19 protein-coding genes and 1 pseudogene are annotated in these 21329 nt (G+C 52.8%); 11 read left to right on the forward strand and 9 right to left on the reverse strand.

Annotation, left to right across the window (positions count from 1 at the left end):
- Positions 1–307 precede the first annotated feature (307 nt).
- The 6 genes from HMPREF2954_RS05645 (at position 308) to HMPREF2954_RS05670 (ending at position 5975) form a co-directional block, all read left to right on the forward strand.
- Positions 308–1300 (forward strand): asparaginase, encoded by a 993-nt coding sequence (locus HMPREF2954_RS05645; protein WP_070689045.1) that lies wholly within the window; start codon positions 308–310, stop codon positions 1298–1300.
- Between the two features lie 5 nt (positions 1301–1305).
- A complete protein-coding gene (locus tag HMPREF2954_RS05650; protein ID WP_045075019.1) occupies positions 1306–2097 on the forward strand; it encodes a TatD family hydrolase in 792 nt (263 codons plus the stop codon).
- Between the two features lie 150 nt (positions 2098–2247).
- Positions 2248–3204, forward strand: coding sequence for a thiamine-phosphate kinase (gene thiL / locus HMPREF2954_RS05655; RefSeq protein WP_045075016.1), 957 nt, complete (start codon positions 2248–2250; stop codon positions 3202–3204).
- On the forward strand, positions 3197–3685 hold the full coding sequence (locus HMPREF2954_RS05660; protein ID WP_045075013.1) for a phosphatidylglycerophosphatase A family protein: 489 nt from the start codon (positions 3197–3199) through the stop codon (positions 3683–3685). The genes thiL and HMPREF2954_RS05660 overlap by 8 nt, the downstream gene beginning before the upstream one ends.
- Positions 3686–3788: 103 nt before the next feature.
- Positions 3789–4157 carry a Co2+/Mg2+ efflux protein ApaG gene (gene apaG / locus HMPREF2954_RS05665; protein WP_045075010.1) on the forward strand — a complete coding sequence of 123 codons (369 nt, stop codon included), beginning with the start codon at positions 3789–3791 and terminating at the stop codon, positions 4155–4157.
- Between the two features lie 426 nt (positions 4158–4583).
- A complete protein-coding gene (locus HMPREF2954_RS05670) occupies positions 4584–5975 on the forward strand; it encodes an alanine/glycine:cation symporter family protein (RefSeq protein ID WP_045075008.1) in 1392 nt (463 codons plus the stop codon).
- 87 nt (positions 5976–6062) lie between these two features.
- On the opposite strand, the gene HMPREF2954_RS05675 is transcribed toward HMPREF2954_RS05670, so the two are convergent.
- Complete coding sequence (locus HMPREF2954_RS05675; protein WP_045075005.1) at positions 6063–6857, reverse strand: formate/nitrite transporter family protein; 795 nt, start codon at positions 6855–6857, stop codon at positions 6063–6065.
- 348 nt (positions 6858–7205) lie between these two features.
- Between HMPREF2954_RS05675 and HMPREF2954_RS05680 the strand changes: the two genes are divergently transcribed.
- Both HMPREF2954_RS05680 and parE read left to right on the forward strand, forming a co-directional pair.
- Positions 7206–7730, forward strand: a complete 525-nt coding sequence (locus HMPREF2954_RS05680; protein ID WP_003743450.1) for an RNA pyrophosphohydrolase — start codon at positions 7206–7208, stop codon at positions 7728–7730.
- A gap of 69 nt (positions 7731–7799) precedes the next feature.
- Entirely contained in the window at positions 7800–9785 is a 1986-nt protein-coding gene (gene parE / locus HMPREF2954_RS05685) for a DNA topoisomerase IV subunit B (protein WP_045075002.1), read from the forward strand.
- Between the two features lie 75 nt (positions 9786–9860).
- Here the strand turns inward: parE and HMPREF2954_RS05690 are convergent, their stop codons facing one another.
- The 3 genes from HMPREF2954_RS05690 to HMPREF2954_RS05700 form a co-directional block, all read right to left on the reverse strand.
- Positions 9861–10481 (reverse strand): L-threonylcarbamoyladenylate synthase, encoded by a 621-nt coding sequence (locus HMPREF2954_RS05690; RefSeq protein WP_045075000.1) that lies wholly within the window; start codon positions 10479–10481, stop codon positions 9861–9863.
- A gap of 133 nt (positions 10482–10614) precedes the next feature.
- Complete coding sequence (locus HMPREF2954_RS05695) at positions 10615–10974, reverse strand: YbaN family protein (protein ID WP_045074997.1); 360 nt, start codon at positions 10972–10974, stop codon at positions 10615–10617.
- 21 nt (positions 10975–10995) lie between these two features.
- Positions 10996–11583: a DUF1415 domain-containing protein gene (locus HMPREF2954_RS05700; RefSeq protein ID WP_045074995.1), complete on the reverse strand. Its 588-nt coding sequence runs from the start codon at positions 11581–11583 to the stop codon at positions 10996–10998.
- A 368-nt stretch (positions 11584–11951) separates the two neighbouring features.
- Between HMPREF2954_RS05700 and HMPREF2954_RS05705 the strand changes: the two genes are divergently transcribed.
- Complete coding sequence (locus HMPREF2954_RS05705) at positions 11952–13088, forward strand: polyamine ABC transporter substrate-binding protein (RefSeq protein ID WP_045074992.1); 1137 nt, start codon at positions 11952–11954, stop codon at positions 13086–13088.
- A gap of 85 nt (positions 13089–13173) precedes the next feature.
- Here the strand turns inward: HMPREF2954_RS05705 and HMPREF2954_RS05710 are convergent, their stop codons facing one another.
- Positions 13174–15147: a TonB-dependent copper receptor gene (locus HMPREF2954_RS05710; RefSeq protein WP_045074989.1), complete on the reverse strand. Its 1974-nt coding sequence runs from the start codon at positions 15145–15147 to the stop codon at positions 13174–13176.
- A gap of 399 nt (positions 15148–15546) precedes the next feature.
- Positions 15547–16380, reverse strand: coding sequence for a phosphoserine phosphatase SerB (gene serB / locus HMPREF2954_RS05715; protein WP_045074987.1), 834 nt, complete (start codon positions 16378–16380; stop codon positions 15547–15549).
- Between the two features lie 145 nt (positions 16381–16525).
- Between serB and HMPREF2954_RS12955 the strand changes: the two are divergent.
- A pseudogene (locus HMPREF2954_RS12955) lies at positions 16526–16633 on the forward strand (IS5/IS1182 family transposase); the annotation flags it as partial.
- A 228-nt stretch (positions 16634–16861) separates the two neighbouring features.
- On the opposite strand, the gene HMPREF2954_RS05720 reads toward HMPREF2954_RS12955, so the two are convergent.
- The 3 genes from HMPREF2954_RS05720 to HMPREF2954_RS05730 form a co-directional block, all read right to left on the reverse strand.
- The gene (locus HMPREF2954_RS05720) at positions 16862–17698 is read right to left on the reverse strand and encodes a PHP domain-containing protein (protein WP_045073535.1); all 837 of its coding nucleotides are present in this window, start codon (positions 17696–17698) and stop codon (positions 16862–16864) included.
- Between the two features lie 390 nt (positions 17699–18088).
- Positions 18089–18307, reverse strand: coding sequence for a hypothetical protein (locus HMPREF2954_RS05725; protein ID WP_003756513.1), 219 nt, complete (start codon positions 18305–18307; stop codon positions 18089–18091).
- A complete protein-coding gene (locus tag HMPREF2954_RS05730; protein ID WP_082054544.1) occupies positions 18285–18560 on the reverse strand; it encodes an RNA-binding S4 domain-containing protein in 276 nt (91 codons plus the stop codon). The genes HMPREF2954_RS05725 and HMPREF2954_RS05730 overlap by 23 nt, the downstream gene beginning before the upstream one ends.
- Before the next feature lie 196 nt (positions 18561–18756).
- On the opposite strand from HMPREF2954_RS05730, the gene HMPREF2954_RS05735 reads away from it, so the two are divergent.
- Positions 18757–20958: a TonB-dependent siderophore receptor gene (locus HMPREF2954_RS05735; RefSeq protein ID WP_045074756.1), complete on the forward strand. Its 2202-nt coding sequence runs from the start codon at positions 18757–18759 to the stop codon at positions 20956–20958.
- The last annotated feature ends 371 nt before the right edge of the window (positions 20959–21329 follow it).

Genomic DNA, 21329 nt, shown 5'->3' on the forward strand with positions numbered 1-21329 from the left:
CTGTCTGCGGCTTCGTCGCCTTGTCCTGATTTAGATTTAATCCACTATAGTTTCCGTGTTTTTTATCCCCAAAGCGGTATCTTCTGCCTTGGCAATCCTCACCAAGCGTCCAAGCTTGTTGCGGCTTTAGCCTTGAATCTCCCGCTTCGTGAATAAAAATCCACTTGGAAAATCAAATATCGGCAGCCTCGGGGTGCTTTTTCATTTCAAGGTCGTCTGAAAACCGTCTGCGCCGCCAAATTGCCAGCCTGTCCGAAATATAGTTAAATAAGCCGCATCATTATTTTCAGACGACCCGATGATGTCCATGAAACAAAAAATCTTTGTCCTCTACACAGGCGGCACCATAGGCATGACCCAAAGCAGCGAAGGCCTGCGCCCCGATACCGCGCTTGTCAGCCAAGCACTTTCCCCCTTTTCAGACGACCTCGACTTCGAGTGGCATGTCTGCAATCCTTTGATTGATTCCTCCTCCGTCACCCTGCAACACTGGCGCGACTGGCTGGACATCATCGCCGCCAAACTGCCTTTCTGCGACGGCATCCTGATACTGCACGGCACAGACAGCATGGCGTACACCGCCAACTTCCTCGCACTCGCCCTGCAAGGTTTGGGCAAACCCATCGTCCTGACCGGCTCCCAATGGCCTTACGCCGCCGAAAACAGCGATGCCCCGCGCAACCTCTCCACCGCCGTCGCCGCCTTCACCCTCAAGCTCAAACAAACCGTTATCGCCTTTGACGGCAAACTTTATCCCGCCGTCGGCAGCAGCAAAGTCAGTACCGAAACCGCCGCAGGCTTCGACAATCCGCATTTCGGCGCCATCGCCGAATGGGACGAAACCCAAGGCTGGTACAATCTTCGCGTCCCGTCCCAAGATGCGGCAGATGTTTCAGACGACCTCAAAATCCGCTATCCCGACCCGCAGGCAAAAATCGCCGTCCGTACGCTTATCCCCGGCTTTGCCGTCCAAGAACTTGCGGACGGACTCGGACAGCTTCCCGCCCACGCCCTTATCCTGCAAAGCTACGGACACGGCAACACCCCCGCAGACGAAGGCTTCATCCGCGCCGTCCGAGACTTTACGCAGCAAGGAAAACTGCTGCTCAACATCAGCCAAGTCCAACAAGGCAGAACCGCCGCCGTTTACGCGCAAGGCAACGCGTTCCGCAACTCGGGCATTATCAACGGCGGCAAATGCAACCTCGAAACCGCCACCGCACTCATGACCCTCGCCGTATCGCAAGGCTGGGGGGGGGAAGATGTTCACAAAGAATTGGTAAGACTAAAGTTAGTGTGAAATCGATGAACTTCACCGACACCCATTGCCACCTCGCCGATCCCGCCTTGCGCGAAAACCTGCCGCACATCCTGACCGCAGCGCGGAAGGCGGGGGTAGGGCGGTTTATCGTTCCCGCGACCCGGCCGCAGGATTGGCAGGACGTGGCGGATTTGGTGCAAAGGTCGTCTGAAAACCCGCTTTGGGACAACATCCATATCGCGCTCGGCATCCATCCCTGGTTTTCAGACGACGTTTCCGAGTCGGATTTCCAGCGTTTGGAACAAACATTGCAAGCGCGTCCGGCGGCATGGGTCGGCGAAATCGGCTTGGATTTTTACGACAAAACCCAAATGCCGCCGAAGCGAGAACGGCAAATCCAAGTCTTCAGCCGCCAGCTTGCCATCGCACAAACCCTGCGCCGCCGCGTGATTATCCATAATCTCAAAGCCACCGCCGACATTGCCGTCGCCGTCAGGAAGACAGGCTTTGCCCAAGGCGGGATTGTCCATGCGTTTTCAGGCAGCGCGGAAGAAGCGCGCGTGTTGACGAAATTAGGTTTCAAAATCGGCATCGGTTCGCTGTTGCTCAACCTGAACGCACGAAAAATACGCGAAACCCTCAAAACCTTGCATGACACCGATTTCGTCTTGGAAACCGACAGCCCGTTTATGCTGAAAAACGAAATCAACACGCCCGCCAACATCCGCCAAATCGCCGCCATCACCGCTGAAATTCGTGGCGTTGCTGTTGAAGAGATAGCCGAAGCGACCGAGCGGAATGTGGAAATATTGCTGGCAGCAGAAAAGGTCGTCTGAAAACGTCCCTTCTTATCGGAATCATGTTTTCAGACGACCTTGGGTTGCGAATCCTGGTGATAACGCAATGAATATCGCTATTTATAAAAGGAATGTCTTGCCCTACGGTTTCCTGTAAGGTAAACGAGTTGACAATTTTTTACGCTAAATATGACAGAATTTGACTTTATTAGACAGTTTTTGCAAAAACAGCAGGCGGAAGGTTTGGTGTTGGGTATCGGGGACGATGCAGCCATCATCCGTCCAAGTATAGGATTTGATTTGTGTTTTAGTTCCGATATGTTGATTAAGGACAAACATTTTTTTTCAGATGTTTCTCCTGAAGATTTGGCATGGAAAATGCTAGCAGTTAACATATCCGATATGGCGGCGATGGGCGCCGTTCCAAAATGGGTTCTGCTCAGTGCGGGATTGCCCGATTTGGATGAAAAATGGCTGACGCGGTTTTGCGAAAGTTTTTTCTCGCTGGCACAACGTTTCGGCATCACGCTTATCGGCGGCGATACGACCAAAGGTGATTTGGTATTCAACATTACCATCGTCGGCGAACTGCCCCAAGGGCAAGCCCTGCGGCGCGATGCAGCGCAAGAGGGGGATGATATTTGGGTGTCCGGGCAAATCGGTATGGCTGCGGCAGCATTACACCATCGTCTGAAAAACTGCTCACTGCCGCCGAAAGTCTTCGGACTTTGCGAAGATAAACTCCTCCGGCCGGAGCCAAGGGTAGATTTGGGTTTGGCACTTTTGCCGCTTGCCCATGCCGCCCAAGATATTTCGGACGGGCTGGCGCAGGATTTGGGGCACATTCTGACCGCGTCGTCGTTGGGGGCGGAGATTTCGACAGATGTGTTGCCGGTTCCCGACGAATTGAGAACATCGCTGTCTGAAGAACAATGGACGGCTTTCGCCTTATCGGGCGGCGACGATTATGAATTGGTATTTACCGCTTCCGCAGACCGTCGCAGTGAAATCCTTGCCGCAGCAGCGCAATGCAGTGTGGCGGTAACGAGGATAGGGAAAACAAACAACTCAGGCCGTCTGAAAATAAAGGATAAAAAAGGCGGCGAATTATTGCTTACTTCACGGGGGTTCGATCATTTTGGCTGAATTTAAACCTACTTTCACATGGCTCAAAGAGCGTCCTTTATGCTTCTTGGGATTCGGTTTCGGAAGCGGTCTTTCTCCCGTCGCGCCGGGAACGGCCGGTACTTTGGCGGCTTTGCCTTTGGCGTTTGTCCTTCATTTGATCGGAATCGGCGGCTGGGTTTTGGCATTGTTGTGCATCGCCATGTTTGTTTGGGGAATCCGCATTTGCGGGTATACCGAAAAAGAGCTGGGCATACAGGATTACGGGGGTATCGTTTGGGATGAAATCGTAGCAATGATTTTGGTTTTGTCTTTCGTGCCTTTCCGCTGGAGCTGGTGGCTTGCGGCTTTTATCGTGTTCCGATTATTCGACATGCTCAAGCCTTGGCCGATTAAATGGTTCGACAGCCGCATCCACGGCGGGCTGGGTATTATGCTTGACGACCTGATCGCCGCACTGATGACCGGACTGGTATTAGGGCTGGCATCTTGGATTTTTTAAACACACACAATTAAATATATGACTGCTGATAAAAAATATAAGGCAGGCACACTTTCACTCACTTTTAAATAAAAATAGAACCGCATCATCACGGGGAAGCAAAATGAATAGTATAGAAATCAGTGTAAAGCCGCGTTATATCGCCGGAAAAAGCGATGTTTATCGTGACCGCTATGCTTTTAATTATCAAATCACCATCTGCAACCGCAGCAATGAAGTCATCACATTGCGCCAGCGGTTTTGGGAAGTTACCGACGGGCACGGAGAAATCGGGCAGGTCGGACACGGCGGTTTGATCGAAGAGCAGCCTGTCCTGTATCCGGGTGAGGAATACGAGTACAACAGCGGTTCGCAAATCAGCACGCCTTGGGGCAGTATCGAAGGCGCATACGAGTTTGAAGACAGTATCGGCGAGCGTTTTATCATCGGCGTGCCGAAGCTGGATTTCAAAGCAGGCTTTACCCTGCAATAAAATACCTGAAAACAATACAAAGCGGGAATTCAGAGTCGTCTGAAAGAGATAAGGGGCTTTCAGACGACCTTTTTTTGCCTGTTCGTTTGATTTAAATGTTGGGTGATGGTTTTTTAGCGGTAAGAAGGTCGTCTGAAATTAATCGTGAATCAAAATAGAAAGACCTCGTTTTTTTATGCTTGTGCAGATAGGGCAGGTATTTTCAGTCGCCGATATTTATCGGCTTTTTATCATGTTGAAATACAGATTTCCATTTGCGCAGGCTGATGTCAGACGGGTATTTTTATTTTAATGTTTTCCACATTGAGATCTGACGTTATGAATTTGGATTTATGGAAAAATAAGGGGCATATCATCAGACCGTTGCGTTTTTAAACACTTTATGCTGAAATGACCGAACACTAAAAACATAATGAGGAGAAAAATATGCAATTATTTTTGGAGAATTTAAAAGCGTTTTTTGAAACAGTCAGCGGCTGGGTCTGGGGACCTGTTATGCTGGTGTTATTGGTCGGAACGGGCGTTTTGTTGACCGTTATGCTCAAAGGCCTGCAATTTTCTATGCTCGGTTACGCGCTCAAGCAGGCGTTTATGCCGCAGAAAACAACGGATGACGGCGAAGACCACGAAGGCGATATTTCCCATTTCGCTGCTTTGATGACCGCCCTGTCCGCCACCATCGGTACAGGCAACATTGCAGGTGTGGCGACCGCCGTGGTTACCGGAGGTCCGGGTGCGGTATTTTGGATGTGGATGACCGCCATTTTCGGTATGGCGACCAAATACGCCGAGGGCGTGTTGGCGGTGAAATACCGCGTGACCAACTCCAAAGGCGAAATGTCCGGAGGGCCGATGTATTACATCGAAAAAGGCTTGGGCAAAAACTGGAAATGGATGGCATTGGCGTTTGCTTTATTCGGCACATTCGCTTCGTTCGGTATCGGCAGTTCGGTGCAGTCCAACTCGGTTGCGCAGGCCGTTCAGACGAGTTTCGGCGTAGAACCGGGCTATACCGGCGTCGTCCTGACCATTTTGACCGCTATCGTCGTTTTGGGCGGTATTAAAGGTATCGCTAAAGCTGCGTCGTTTATCGTACCTGCGATGGCGGTGTTTTACGTTTTAGGCGGCATTGCCATTATTGCTGTCAATGCGGACTTACTGGCACCCGCTGTCAAGCTGATTTTCTCTGATGCGTTCAGCGCGCAGGCTGTGGCAGGCGGCGCAATCGGGACGGTGATCCGCTACGGCGTGGCGCGCGGCGTGTTTTCTAACGAGGCGGGTATGGGTTCTGCACCGATTGCCGCTGCAGCCGCGAAAACCGACCATCCCGTCCGCCAGGCATTGGTTTCCATGACCGGGACGTTTTTGGACACGATCGTCGTCTGCTCGATTACGGGAATTGTATTGGTGATGGGTTTGCTCGGCGCGGGCGGTGAGTTTGTCAAACCGGAATTGAGCGGCGCGGCGCTGACTACCGTTACCTTCCAAAAAATGCTGCCCGGTTTCGGCGGCTGGGTCGTTACCATCGGTTTGATTTTCTTTGCCTATTCGACTATTTTGGGCTGGTGTTACTACGGTGAGAAATGTGCGGCATATGTATTCGGCGAAAAATCCGCGAATCTCTACCGAGTTTTTTACGTCGCCTCGGTCATGCTGGGAACCGTCTTGAGTCTTGATTTGGTTTGGCTCGCTTCGGATACGTTCAACGGATTGATGGCTTTGCCCAACTTAATCGCCCTCTTGCTGATGGCGAAAGTAATTGTCAGGGAAACTCAGGATTTCAAAAAGAAAATCCGAAGCGGTGAATTGCCTCATTAATTTGAATGAAACAAAAGGTCGTCTGAAAACCAAAATTCTGTTTTCAGACGACCTTTGCGTTTCTAAACCTTTTCAATACCAATCTATTCAAGACTCGGCACAATCTTTCAGCGTATCTTTATAAGTATAAAGGTACGACGCGCCGACAAACGATGCGCCGCCTAAGACATTGCCTAAAAACACGGGAATCATGTTAAAGAAAAACTGCCCCCATGTGATGTCTGCGCCCGCCAAAATACCGGCGGGGATGATGAACATATTGGCGACAAGGTGTTGGAAGCCGTTTAACACGAAAATCATCACGGGAAACCAAATTGCCAACATCCGCCCTGCCGTATGCTTGGCGGCAAAGTGCAGCCACGCGCCCATACACACCATCCAGTTACACGCGACCGCTGAGACGAAGGCCCTGCCGAAATTCATGTGGACTTTGGCTTCCGCCACCGCAATCGTTTTTTCCGCCACGCTTCCTTCGGTCATGCCGACGTAGTGTCCGAGGAAAAACGCCATCGCCAGCGTTCCCGCCAAATTGCCCAGACACACGACGACCCAGTTGCGCAGCAGCATTTTTGTGGAAATCCGCCCTGCCAAACGCCCCAAAGACATAATCATCATATTGCTCGTTACCAGCTCGCCGCCGCCGAGCAGGATACAGATCAAGGCGATGGGGAACATCGATGCGCCGAGCAAAGTCGCCAAGCCGCCCCATTCGTGCGGAATGCCGCTGACCACTTTCAAATAGGCAAGATAGCCAAAACCGATGTATCCGCCTGCCAAAACACTCAAAACCGCCAGCGTGGAAACGCTGGATTGTGCTTTGGCACAGCTTTTATCGAGGACGACCTGTAAAATTTCCTGTGGGTATAAATCGCGCGAAGCCATGATTTTCCTTAAAGTGGATTGAGGTGGGAACGCCGTTTCTGAAAGACGGCAAAACTGTCGCGGTAGGGCAGTGTTGAGGGATGCCGGTGTACGGTCTTGTTGGATAAAAAACAATAGTGTATTAAACCTAAAATGCGGTAGCGTTGTCTTGCTTTGGCTCAAAAGAAAGATTATTACATGAGGGGATAATTGAGATAAGGCAGGAAGTATATATGTTTCAGATGCGTTTGAAGGAACCTGCCGAATCTGGTTTCAAATGCCCGCCGATACGGTCTCGCGATTTGTCAAACCTGCCCGATTTATGGGAAAATCGCATGATTTAATTTTAATTTAACGAAGGGCGACACCGTGTTAGACAGAGAAGGCTATCGCCCCAATGTCGGTATCATCTTAATCAACAACCGCAACGAAGTCTTTTGGGGCAAACGTGTGCGCGAACATTCGTGGCAGTTCCCGCAAGGCGGCATCAAGCCGGGCGAAAGCCCCGAAACCGCCATGTACCGCGAGCTGTACGAAGAAGTCGGGCTGTTGCCGCAACACATCAAAATCGTCGGCCGCACGCGCGACTGGCTGCGTTACGACGTGCCGAGCCACTGGGTACGCCGCGAATGGCGCGGTTCGTATCGCGGGCAGAAGCAGATTTGGTATCTTTTGCGGCTGGTCGGGCGCGACAGCGACATCAATCTGCGCGCCTGCCACCATCCCGAATTTGACGGCTGGCGTTGGCACCAATATTGGGCTCCCGTTGACGAAGTGATTGATTTCAAACGCGACGTTTACTTGGGGGCATTGAAAGAACTCTCCTCCCGCTTCCTGCGCGGCATGGAAAGCTACGAAGACTTTACCGCGCGCCTGCCTTTTGACAACCGATAAAACAACGAAACGCAACGCTTTCAGGTCGTCTGAAAGCGTTGTTCTTCCTTTCAGACGACCTCTTCCCCTATGACTAAAAACAACCAATACAGCGAATCCAGTATCACCGTACTCAAAGGCTTGGAGCCGGTCAAAGAACGTCCCGGCATGTACACACGCACCGACAGCCCGACCCACATCTGCCAAGAAGTCATCGACAACGCGGCGGACGAGGCGTTGGGCGGTTTCGCCACTGAAATCGACGTGCGCATCCACGACGACGGTTCGCTTTCCGTGCATGACAACGGACGCGGCATTCCCGTCGGGCTGCACCCTGTCGAAGGCGTGCCCGTGGTCGAACTCGTGTTCACCCGTCTGCACGCGGGCGGTAAGTTCAACAAAAAAGACGGCGGCAGCGCGTATGCCTTTTCAGGCGGCCTGCACGGCGTGGGCGTATCCGTCACCAACGCCCTCTCCACCCGCCTTGAGGTCACCGTCAAACGCGAAGGCAAAATCCACCGCATCGTGTTTGCTGGCGGCGATGTGGTCGAACCGTTGGCGGAAATGGGCAAATGCGCCGTCAAAGACAGCGGCACCGAAGTGCGCGTCTGGCCGGACGGCAAATATTTTGAAAGCCCGAATTACAGCATTCCCGAACTCGAACGCCTGCTGCGCGCCAAAGCCGTGCTGCTGCCGGGCGTGCGCGTTTCCCTGACCCGCCCGGTCAAAGGCGAAGACGAAGCGCACACCCAAACCTGGCACTACCCCGACGGTCTGAAAAGCTATCTGACCGACCTGATTGCTGACGCGCAGGAAGCCGTGCCGCTGTTCTCCTGCGAAAACTACATTTCAGACGACCACAACGGCGATTTCAGCATCGGCGAAGGCGCCGCGTTTGCCCTGACTTGGCTGGAAGAAGGCTCGTGCGCCAACGAAAGCTACGTCAACCTTATCCCCACCCCGCTGGGCGGCACGCACGAAGCGGGCTTGAAACAAGCCGTGTTCAACGCCGTCAACAACTTCATCAATCTGCACAACCTCCTACCGCGCGGCGTGAAAGTGCAAAGCGACGACGTGTTCAGCAAAACCGCCTTCGTCCTCTCCGCCCGCGTCCTCGACCCGCAGTTCCAAGGCCAGACCAAAGACAAGCTGACCAACCGCGACGCGCTGAAACTTGTCGCTGCCGTATCGGGCGACCCTTTGGAATTGTGGCTGAACCAAAACGTGGACTTCGGCAAAAAAATCGCCGAACTCGCCATCCGTCAGGCGCAGGCGCGGATGCGTTCGGTTAAAAAAATCGAAAAGAAAAAAGGCAGCGGCGTCGCCGTCCTGCCCGGCAAACTGACCGACTGCGAAAGCGAAGACATCCGCGAAAACGAACTCTTCCTCGTCGAAGGCGATTCCGCCGGCGGCTCCGCCAAACTCGCCCGCGACAAAGCCACCCAGGCCATCCTGCCCCTGCGCGGCAAAGTGCTCAACAGCTTTGAAGTCCACCCCGACCAACTCTTCGGCAACGCCGAAATCCACGACATTTCCGTCGCCATCGGCGTCGATCCGCACGGCATCAACGACAATCCCGATTTAAGCGGCCTGCGCTACGGCAAAATCGCCATCCTGTCCGATGCCGACGTGGACGGCTCGCACATTCAAGTTTTGCTGCTGACCCTGTTCTACCGTCACTTCCCGAAACTGGTCGCCGACGGACACATCTACGTCGCCCAGCCGCCGCTGTTCCGCGTCGATGTCAACGCACAAGGCAAAAGCAAACCCGCCCGCAAATTCTACGCCCTCGACCAAAACGAACTCGACAGCATTTTGGAGCGGCTGCAAAAAGAAGGCGTCAAAGAAACCGCCTATTCCATCAGCCGTTTCAAAGGTTTGGGCGAAATGAACCCCGACCAGCTCAAAGACACCACCATGCACCCCGACACCCGCCGCCTGTTGCAGGTACAAATCCCCGAAGGCGCAGATGACGAAACACGCGATATCTTCGTCAAACTGATGGGCAAAGGCGAAGCCGCCGCCCGCCGCGCATGGATGGAACGAGAAGGCGATACGGCTCAATTGGATATTTGACGCCGTTGGTTTAAAAAGCAAAAAGGTCGTCTGAAAACGGATTTAGGTTTTCAGACGACCTTTTATTTTTAGGGCTTACAGACCGAATAGGGCGATGTCGCCTTTGCCTTGGCGGATGAGTTCCGTGCCGTCGGTCATGTCGATGACGGTGGTCGGCTCGGTACCGCACCAGCCGCCGTCAATCACCAAATCGACGCTGTGTTCGAGGCGGTCGCGGATTTCGTAAGGATCGGTCAGCGGCTCGTCGTCTTCGGGCAGCATCAGGGTGCAACTGAGCAGCGGCTCGCCCAATTCCTGCAACAGGCTCAGGGCGATGGTATTGTCGGGTACGCGCAGGCCTATGGTTTTGCGTTTCGGGTGCAGCGTGCGGTTCGGGACTTCTTTGGTGGCTTGCAGGATGAAGGTGTAGCTGCCGGGGGTGGCGGCTTTGAGCTGGCGGAATTGGGCGTTGTCGACTTTGGCGTAAGTGCCCAATTCGCTCAAATCGGCGCACATGAGGGTCAGGTGGTGTTTCAAGTCGATTTTGCGGATGGCGAGGATGCGTTCCATCGCGGCTTTGTCGCCGAGTTTGCAGCCGAGCGCGTAGCAGGAGTCGGTGGGGTACACGATGACTCCGCCGCTTCGGACGATGTCGGCGGCCTGTTTGATCAGGCGTTCCTGCGGGTTGTCGGGGTGGATGGCGAAGAATTGTGCCATGGCGGTTTTCCTTTTGGCAGTTTGTGTTGCGGATATTTTAAAACCGATGGTTTGAAATGACAAAAGGTCGTCTGAAAATACGGTTTCGGAACGGAAACTGCGTTTTCAGACGACCTTGTGTTTTGGATGCGAATCAGGGTTCGGGACGCAGCCACATCCAGACGGCGACGCAGCCGCAGCCCAATGTGGACGCCGCGCCTATCCACCATTTTTCGGGAAAGCGCCAAAATATGAAGATGCAGGATAGGCTCATCATGCTGATGGCGAAGATTTTGGCTTTGCGCGGGACGGCGCCGTTGTTTTCCCAGTTTTGCACCATAGGGCCGAAATAGCGGTGTTGGTGCAGCCAGCGGTGGAAGCGGGGCGAGGCTTTTGCCCAGCAGGCGGCGGCAAGGATGATGAAGGGGGTGGTGGGCATAATCGGCAGAAAAATGCCGATGATGCCTAAGAGAAAGGAAACTGCGCCGCAAAAGATGAGTAAGTAGCGAATCATATTGTTGTTTTGTTGTAGGTTTTATTCGGATTCTTTGGATTTGCCGTGCGGGAACGGACAGCGTGGGATGTCGAGCTTGTCCCAGCCTTCGTGTCCCATTTCTTCGAGCAGGGCGATGTTGCGCTCGAAAATGGCGGAGGCATCGGGGAAGGCTTGTGCGGCTTTGGCGATGCTGTCTTCGCGGATGAGATGCAGGGTGGGGTAGGGCGAGCGGTTGGTGTAGTTGCCGATGTCGTCTGAATCCGTGCCTTCAAATTGGAAATCGGGATGAAACGGGGCAATTTGGACTATGCCTTCCAAACCGTTGTCCACAACGGCGGCATCGGCGATGTCGAGCATTTGGTTGAAGGTGTCGAAGTCGGGGAACAGGGTCGGGTGGACAAGCAGGGTGGTTTCCAGCTCGTCGGCGGGCGTGTCGCCCAAAAGCTGCAATTCGCGGTCAAGGTCTTCGAGGAAACCGTCCAGATGACGGGCTTGGCTGACGCTGATGCGCACGAGGTTTTTGACGTGCGGCGCTTTGGCGAAGGGGCAGAGGTTGAGCCCGATGACGGCTTTTTCGAGCCATTGGCGGGTGTGGTCGGCTACGGTGGCGGAGTCGGGGGTAGTCATGCGGGAATTAGGATTTGATTTAATTAAAAATAGTTCTCAAAAAGTATAACAAATAACATGGGTTTTAGGCAAAGGGCATGGGTGTGCGGATAGGGAAAATTTATGTGTGGCCAGTATGTAACAGGTCGTCTGAATATTTTTTTGTTTATGAAGAAAACCATAGCGGAAAGCAATGAAAAAACGAAGAAATTTTCCCGTCTAACCTATTGCGTCGACAGGGATTTTGCCGTTTAATGCGAACCTGCTGAATCAAGGGCCCGAGGCATATGCCGGCCGCCCCCACAGTTAACCTTTTGTATGCGGACAGTCTGCGCTTGACTGACTGCCGCCGCTGCAACAATTCCCCCTTCCACAAAAGGACTGTACCCATGAAAAAAACTTCAATGGCGGCGGCACTCATCGGCCTCGTCTTGACTGCATGCAGCGGCGGCCAACAAACCGCCGCAGAATCTTCCGCACCTTCCTCCCATACCGCCTCCGACAAGCTCAATATCTACAACTGGTCGGACTACGTCGACCCCGCCACGCTTGAAGCGTTCGAAAAAAATACGCATATCAACGTCCGCTACGACTACTACGACAGCAACGAAGCCCTCGAAGCCAAGCTTTTGACCGGCAAGTCCGGTTACGACCTCGTTGCACCGTCCATTGCCAACGTCGGACGCCAAATCAAAGCCGGCGCGTATCAAAAAATCGACAAAAGCCAAATCCCGAACTACGCCAATATCGATGCCGACCTGCTTGCCATGATGGCAAAAGTCGATCCGGGCAACCAATACGCCGTCCCTTATTTCTGGGGCATCAACACGCTCGCCATCAATAAAAAACTGGTTCAAAAAGCCTTGGGGACGGAGCAGCTGCCCGAAAACGAATGGGATTTGGTGTTCAATCCCGAATACACCAAAAAGCTGAAATCCTGCGGCATCAGCTATTTCGACAGCGCCATCGAACAAATCCCGCTCGCGCTGCATTATTTGGGCAAAGACCCGAATACCGAAAACCCGGACGACATCAAAGCTGCCGTCAACATGATGAAAAAAGTGCGTCCCGACATCAAACGCTTCACTTCGTCAGGCTATATTGACGATATGGCGGCGGGCAACCTTTGCGTTTCAGTCGGTTACGGCGGCGACTTGAATATCGCCAAAACACGCGCGCAAGAAGCGAAGAACGGCGTCGAAATCGAAGTTTTAGCGCCCAAAAGCGGCGTCGGCATCTGGGTAGACTCCCTGATGATTCCGCGTGACGCCCAAAATACCGCCAATGCGCATAAATACATCAACCATACGCTCGATCCCGAAGTCGCGGCGCAAAACGGCAATTTCGTTACCTACGCCCCCGCCAGCCGCCCTGCACGCGCATTGATGGACGAGAAATATACCGGCGATGCGTCTATTTTCCCGACCAAGGAATTGATGGATAAAAGTTTCATCGTATCGCCCAAATCAACCGATGCAAGCCGCCTGAGCGTCCGCTTGTGGCAATCGCTGAAAGCAGGCAAATAGCCGTTTTGATGCGTTGGAAAACTAAAGGTCGTCTGAAAACCCACAATCGGGTTTTCAGACGACCTTTTTCTTTCTCAACTCAACATCAGAATTTCGCTTGCAGCCTTAACCAAGCGGTACGGCCGGGTTCGTCGACGCGCAAGGTTTGCGTGCCTGCTGAAGGGTCGCCGCCTTTGCTGACGAATTCGGCATAGGTTTTGTTGAACACGTTGTCTATGCCGGCCTGCAAGGTAGCGTATTTGCTGAATTTCCAGCCGGCATTGAGCGAGAGTACGCCGAAGCCGGAAGAGGCGCCGATGTCCTGTCCGACGATATTGCCTTGACCTTTGCTGTAACGGTTTTGTTTCGCCACGACACGCCATAACGCGCCTGCGCTGTATTTGCCGTTGTCAAAGGCGAGGGTGTTGTTCCACTCGAGCGGCGGGGTTTGCGCCAAAGGTTTGCCGTCGGTACGGTTTTTACCGTGGGTGTAGGCGAGGCTGCTGCCGATTTCCCAATTGGGTGCAAACGTCCATTTGACTTCGGCTTCGCCGCCGAAACGCGAGGCTTTAACGTTGCGTACGCCTAAATCCGTGCCTTGGCGTTCAAGTATGATGAAGTTTTTGACATCGCTGCCGAATACGGATACGGAGGCATGGAGGTTGGGACGTTTCCAGATGATGCCCGCATCGATTTGGCGGTTTTGTTCGGGATGGATGATTTTCTTTTTGGCGCGCAGACGTTCCCAGTAGTCGGGCGAGCGTTCGGCGATACCGAATCCGGCGTAGTATTTCAAGCCGTTATCCGTATCACGTTCCCAACGTAAGAAACCGGAATTCAAGTTGAATTTCTGATGTTTCAAAACGGGATCGGTTACGTCTGCGGAATCGTAATGCGCTTTGACACGGTCGTGGCGCAAGCCTGCTACCCAACGTTGTTTGTCGGTTTGCTGCCAAGCGGCTTCGGTGAAAACGCCCCATTGTTTGAAACTTTGATTGGGCATGTAGGGCTTGTGGCTGTAACCGTCGCCGCCGCGTTCCATTCGGGCGACGTGTACGTCGTCCATATAATCTACGCCGGTTTGCAGATTGAGTTTGTCCCAGTCGAAGGTGGCTTTCAGACGACCTGTGTCGGTGTTGCGTTTGGGGTTGTTGGCGTTTTTAATCTGTTTGCCTGCCGGATTGCGGATGGTGCGCAGGCTGTATGTGTCCATGACGTGGTCGATTTCGCTTTCACCGTAGCGCAATTCGAGTTCGCTGAACCAAGGGGTGAGGTTGCGTTGGGTAAAGCGGACGTTCCATGCGTCGCGGTCGAATTTGCTGCCGTCCATCATGCGGTCGGCGTAGGCGACCTTGGCCCTGCTGCGTTCGTATGTGCCGGCGATGGTGGTGTTTTCGGTCGGGGTGATGCCCAGTTGCAGCATTTGGCTGTCGCGTTTGAAATTGGAGTGGACGCGGTTGCCGTCGCCGTCTTTGTAGTCGTCGGCTTCGTTATGGGAAATATTGCTGCGGACGTAACCATATTTGCCGCCGAACTCGGCTTCAAGCGAGCCGTCGCGGCGGTCGTTGCTGCCTGTGGTCAGAGTAGCGTTGACGTTGTAGGGTTTTTCGCTGAAATCAGGGTCTTTGCGGATAAATTGCACCGAGCCGCTGACCAAACCCATGCCTTGGGTTACGGTTTGCGGGCCTTTGGTGACGACGACTTTGTCGAAAGAATTCGGGTGGATGTAGGCAGTCGGCGGGTCCATACGCATGCTGCAGCCGCCGTAAATAAACTGGTCGTCTGCGTTAATCGACAGGCGCGAACCGCCCAAACCGCGGAACAATGGATCGCCCGAGCTTCCGCCTTTGCGGATGATGCTCATGTTTGGCACGGATTGTAAAAGGTCCGCACCGTCTCCGGCAGGGAGGGGTTGCAAAGCAGCTTTGGGGTTGAAAGTAACGCTATTGGCTTTTTGTTGTTGTGTGCCGGTGACGGTAACGGGGGAAAGGATAACAGTTTCTTCGGGAACGGGGTCTGTGTCCGCCCAAGCCTGGGATACGGCTAAGGCAATCGGCAGAAGGAGTAGCTGGTGTTTCATTCTTAGAGCTCCTTTTATTGGTTTAGTTCATTGGGCGTAGTTAATTACTACTTTGGTAGTATAAAGAATGTCAGGCAGTTTGTGAGTAAGAAAACGGTTTTATTTAATTTAAGTCAATATTTTCGAGGCATAATTAAATTATTTGAATAATAGTAATAACCGTGTTGATTACTTGCCTATTTTTCCGTTTGGCAGAAAGAAGGGATAAGGCTGTTACAGGGATAAAGAGGGTGGTATTCGGGAGCGGGATGCAAATCTGTTTTGACATGCTGAGACAGCGTGTCCTTTGGCATTCCGTTTACAGTCATTACGATATTTCAAACAGCAAAAAGGTCGTCTGAAAATTTTTCAGACGACCTTGGTTTTAACGGGAAACTCCTGACCACCGATACAGACGGTTTATTTAAACCAACCCCTGACGCGCTCCAGCCCGCCGAAATTGATGCAGGCATCGGCGACTGCCTGCGCTTTCGGTTTGGCGCGGTAAGCCACGCCTACGCCCGCTTCTTTGAGCATCGGAATATCGTTCGCACCGTCGCCCATCGCCAAAACCTGATGTGGCTGCAATCCGAGGCGGTCGCGGTATTCGCTCAATAAATCCGCCTTGGCCTGCGCGTCGATGATTCTGCCTTTCAGACGACCTGTCAGCTTGCCGTTTTCAATTTCCAAAACATTGGCGTGTTGGTATTCGAAGCCGAGGCGTTGTTGCAGCCTTTCGGTGAAAAACGTGAATCCGCCCGACACCAGCATGAATTTCACGCCGTGCGCCTTACATTCGTCCAGCAAAAATTCCGCGCCGGGCGAGAGCCGCAAAACGTTTTCATAAACCTCCGCCAAAACCCGCTCGTCCAATCCCGCCAACAGGGCGACGCGGCTGCGCAAAGACTGCTCGAAATCCAATTCGCCGCGCATCGAGCGTTCGGTAATTTCCGCCACGCGGTCTTTCAAGCCGACGCCTGCCGCAATTTCATCGACGCATTCAATGGTAATCAGCGTCGAATCCATATCGCTGACAATCAGCCCGAGTTCGCCGAACGCCCTATCGGGCAAAACGGCGTGGTCGATTTGACGGCTGTCCAGTAACGCCGCGTCTGCCCCGCTTAAAGAAAACCCTTCTTCAACGATAAAACGCATACGCTTTTCATCGGCGTAATCAGGTTCGGGCAGGCGGGAGAGGAGGGAGGAAGGCAGGGCTTCGGGTGAGGGGAATTGGAGGACGAGGGCATGCGGCATGGCGGTGGCTCAAAAAATGCGGATTGCGGATTATAGCAAAGCCTGAAGATTTCATATCGGGAAGGTCGTCTGAAAATGGAATTCCTGATGAAAGCCGTATGTGTGCGGCGATGCGACGAAGCGGTTTTCAGACGACCTTTGGGGGAAGTATAGTGGATTAAATTTAAATCAGGACAAGGCGACGAAGCCGCAGACAGTACAGATAGTACGGCAAGGCGAGGCAACGCCGTACTGGTTTAAAGTTAATCCACTATAATTCCTTTGAATCAAATAGGACGCCTATTCGCCGTCATGACTGCTTGTGTGTGTATGGGCATGACGGCGGCGGTACGGTTTGGTTTATCTGCCAAGATTGTGCGCAGACAGGTTGTTTGAAATTTTCGGCAAACTTGCGGATAAAACCTGCGCGATGTGATTCGGTAAGGTATGGCGTGTAGCGTCGGCAAGTTTGTCCCAATATCCAAACTTGGCCTTAAACGCCTCAAACTCTTTTGAAATACTCCCAAACCGGTTTGCAGTTTTCCGGCAGTTCGGGGCACGCGCCGAGGATGCCGCCGCTGAAATCGTTTAAGCGGTGGAAGTCGCTGCCCGCGCTGGCGAGCATGCCGAAGCGTTCTGCCAGCAGCGCGTAGTTGAGGCGGTCGTTTTTGCAGCAGTTGCCGCTGTGGACTTCGATGCCCACGCCGCCGAGATTTTTAAATTCTTCAAACAGATTGCGCTTGGCGGTGGCGGACAAATCGTAGCGCATGGGGTGGGCGATGACTGCCATGCCGCCTGCGCCGTTGACGGCGGATACGCAGTCTGCCAGTGTCGCCCATTCGTGGCGGACGGCGCAGGATTTTCCGTCGCCCAAGTATTTGGTGAACGCCTGTTGCTTATTTTTGACGTGTCCCGCTTGGATGAGGAACTCGGCGATGTGGGTGCGGCTGACCATTTCTTTGTTTGCTGCCAGCGCGAGCGCGCCGTCGTATGCGCCGCCGATGCCTTTCTTTTCGAGCTTGGCGGCGATGGCTTCGAGGCGTTTCAGACGGCCTTGCCGTACTTGTGCCAACAGGTTTTGCAGGTTTTCGTCCTGCTCGTCGAAATCCAAACCGACGACGTGTATGGTGCGCCCGCGCCAAGTTACGGAGATTTCCACGCCGTTGACGAAACGCAGTCCGAGCTTGTCGGCTTCGGCGCGCGCTTCAGCGATGCCGCCGGTGTGGTCGTGGTCGGTCAACGCCAGCAGCGTGCAGCCGTTTTGATGCGCAAGGCGCACGACTTCGGCGGGGGAGAGCATACCGTCGGAAACGGTGGAATGGCAGTGCAGGTCTATCATGGGGCGTTATGTGTGTGGTGAATGAAGGGCAGGGACGATCATGTCGAAAACCGAGTCGGACAAAGGTCGTCTGAAATCCAGTAGTTCGGATTCTTGAATCCGACATTTCAAATCCCGCCGTAATGATTTGAATCAGCGGAACACTAAACGTTTTATCGGATACAAATCTCCGACATGTGGCTTTTGAAAAGTATAGTGGATTAAATTTAAATCAGGACAAGGCGACTAAGCCGCAGACAGTACAGATAGTATGGAACCGATTCACTTGGTGCTTCAGCACCTTAGAGAATCGTTCTCTTTGAGCTAAAGCGAGGCAACGCCGTACTGGTTTAAAGTTAATCCACAATAAAAGGTCGTCTGAAAACGCGGTTTCATCCAGCCGAACCGTTTTCAGACGACCTTTCCGTTGTCTTCGTCGTCCGTCCAGCCCGCTTCTTTCAATTTCCGCCGTTGCGCATCGTAGCGGGCTTTTTCCGTCCAATAAACCGTCTGGATGCAGACATCGCCGCAGTCGCTGCCGCAGCATTCCCACGATTCGGGGCGGACGGGTTCGTCTAAAAGCGGCTCGCCCAAGAGGGCTTCGGCTTTATTCTTCAGGGTCGTATCCATCGGCGATTTCCAAGCGCGCGCCGTCAAACTCGATGACTTCGCCGCCGCGTATTTTGGCGGTTTTGCGGGTTTCGGTTTCGCCGTTGCGCAACACCAGCCCTTCGGCGATAAACGCTTTCGCCTGCCCGCCGCTTTCGGCAAGTCCGGCGAGCTTCAAGAGGTCGCATAAGGCGATGTATTCGTTGTCTTCGAGATAGACGGTGGCTTCCACGAGGTTTCCTGTAATGAGTTCGGATGCGTGAAATTGTAGCATAGGTCGTCTGAAAGCCGTTTCAGACGATCTTGAATCTTCATGCGGATGTTGTTTATCAAAAAATAGCAGAAGTACGGAAATCATGAAATAGCTCAATTAACATTAGTTATTTAATTACAAATCATGTGCATCAAGGTAAAATATAATCATTATTATTCATAATAATTAACTTGATTATCAACCCGAGAACTTACGCATGAAACCTTTAAAAACCCTCGCCCTTATTGCCACCGCATTACCTTATGCTGCATTTGCTGAAGACGTGCCGCAACCTGTACTGACTTCGGAATTGCAAACCGTCAACGTAACCGGCAAAAACCGTTCTACCCGCACCGAAAACCGCGACTCTTACACCACCTCTGCCATGCGCACCACCACCGGCCTTGCCTTGTCCCCGAAAGAAACGCCGCAGTCGGTGAGCGTGATTACTAAGACTCAAATCAACGAGCAGGGGATTACCAATTTGGTTGATGCCCTGAAAACCACCACCGGCGTAAACATCATCCGTGATACCGGCATTCCGCGCTTCCAATCGCGCGGGTTCTATATCGACCAAATCGAAGAAGACGGAATTTCATCTACCGTCCCGGGCGCCATCAACAATCCGATGTATGACGCGCAAAGCATGAATGACATCGCCGTTTACGACCATATCGAAGTCGTGCGCGGGGCGACCGGGCTGACGCAGGCAAACGGCGAGCCGGGCGGTACGGTGAACGCCGTACGCAAACGCCCCACCGGCGAACGCATTATTCAGAGTGAAGCCCAAATCGACCGCTTCGGTAAAGTCCGCACCACGGGGGACTTTTCAGGTCGTCTGAACGATGAAGGCACTTTGCGCGGCCGTGCCGTCGTCGCATTAGAACGCGACAAAAATTTTAAAGACCGCGTCAAAGGCGGCAATGCCACGCTTTACGGCGTGATGGATGCATCCGTCGGCGACAACACCAAAATCACTTGGGGCGGCCTCTATCAGCGCAAACACACCAAGCCCGACGACTGGGGTGTGGCATTGAACCTGCCGCGCGATACCTATCTGGGCTACAACTGGAACAAAGGCATTTACGACAAAGCGAACGCATTCGCCGAAGTAGAACACTATTTCAACGACAACTGGCGTTATACCGGCAAGCTGGATTACAACTACAACGAAAATACCAAGAAAAACAGCGGCATTTACAATACGTCCACGTCCTACGCAGGCTACACGCCCGGCAGCACATTGGCTTCGGGCTGGTTGAGCCGCTACGACAATGACGAAAAACAACTGACTTTCAAAAACAATTTGAACGGCAAATTTGAAATTGCGGGCGTGCCGCAGGAAATCTTTACCGAATACACTTACACGCACACCAAAAACAACGGCAGCCGCCGTCAATACAACCCGGGCGTTTCCTTCGACCCGATGACCTTTACCGGCAACGAAATCGCCGAACCCGCCGACTGGTACGCTACACCTTATCAGATGTATTGGGAAACCCATTCCAAACGCACCACCCACGCGCTGCTTTTGGGCTTCCGTTTCAATATGTTGAAAGAAAAACTGCACATCATGGCAGGGACGCGCTGGAACCACATCAAATCGAAATATATAACCGACTATTTCTACACGGACGGCAAGATAGACAACGATCCCGATTCGGTTACCGACCGCAAAACCGTCCGTTTCAATCCTTATTTCGCCGTTACCTACGATTTGACGCCGAACCAAAGCCTGTATGCCAGCTACACATCCATTTTCAAACCGAACAGCAATCAGCGCAAAGACAAATCCTATCTCGACCCCGTTACCGGCGCGAACTACGAAATCGGCTGGAAGGGCGAATGGTTCGACCGCAAGCTGAATACCTCGCTTGCCCTGTTTGACATCGAACAGAAAAACCGCGCGGTGCAGGTTTGGGATACGGCAGACCAAAAATGGTATTGGGAACCCGTCGGCAAAGTCCGCAGCCGAGGCATCGAAGCCGAAATATCCGGCAATCTGAGCGAAGATTGGAAACTGTTTGCAGGTTATACGTTCAACCGGTCCAAATATCTTGAAGCGGAAAGCAAAGGCACCGTCCCCGCAGGCACCAATTTCAGCCTGCACACGCCAAAACACATGCTGCGCCTCCACACCAGCTACAACCTGCCGTTTGACGGCAAAAAATGGACCATCGGCGGCGGCGTAACCGCACAAAGCAAAACCGCCAGCCTCTACGGCGTGAAGCGCGGCGGTCATGCGGTATTCAATGCCAACATTGATTATCAGGCATCGAAAAACCTGAAACTTGCACTGATTTCGACCAACCTGTTCAACCGTTACTACTACGAGAACAACAAAGTCAGCAGCAAAGGCGCGAACAACTACTATGGCGAACCGCGTAATGTAATGTTCAACGTCAATTACAAATTCTAATCCGCCTTCCGTAGAAAGGTCGTCTGAAAACTGTTTTCAGACGACCTGCCTAGCCACACGGCAATCCGCCTTTTCACGGTTCGTAAGAAAATGAAGCTATAGTGGATTAAATTTAAATCAGGACAAGGCGACGAAGCCGCAGACAGTACAGATAGTACGGCAACCGATTCACTTGGTGCTTCAGCACCTTAGAGAATCGTTCTCTTTGAGCTAAAGCGAGGCAACGCCGTACTGGTTTAAAGTTAATCCACTATAAAACTGACTGATACGCAGATACCCCCTCTTCCGCCAAACAGAAGAAGGGGTATTTTATTGCCGGCCAGAATTTTGACTTATGGCAAGAGTATGTGAAAAAACGTGAGGTCGTCTGA

Origin of the sequence: Neisseria sp. HMSC067H09 (genome assembly GCF_001814135.1) — a bacterium.
Lineage (GTDB): Bacteria > Pseudomonadota > Gammaproteobacteria > Burkholderiales > Neisseriaceae > Neisseria.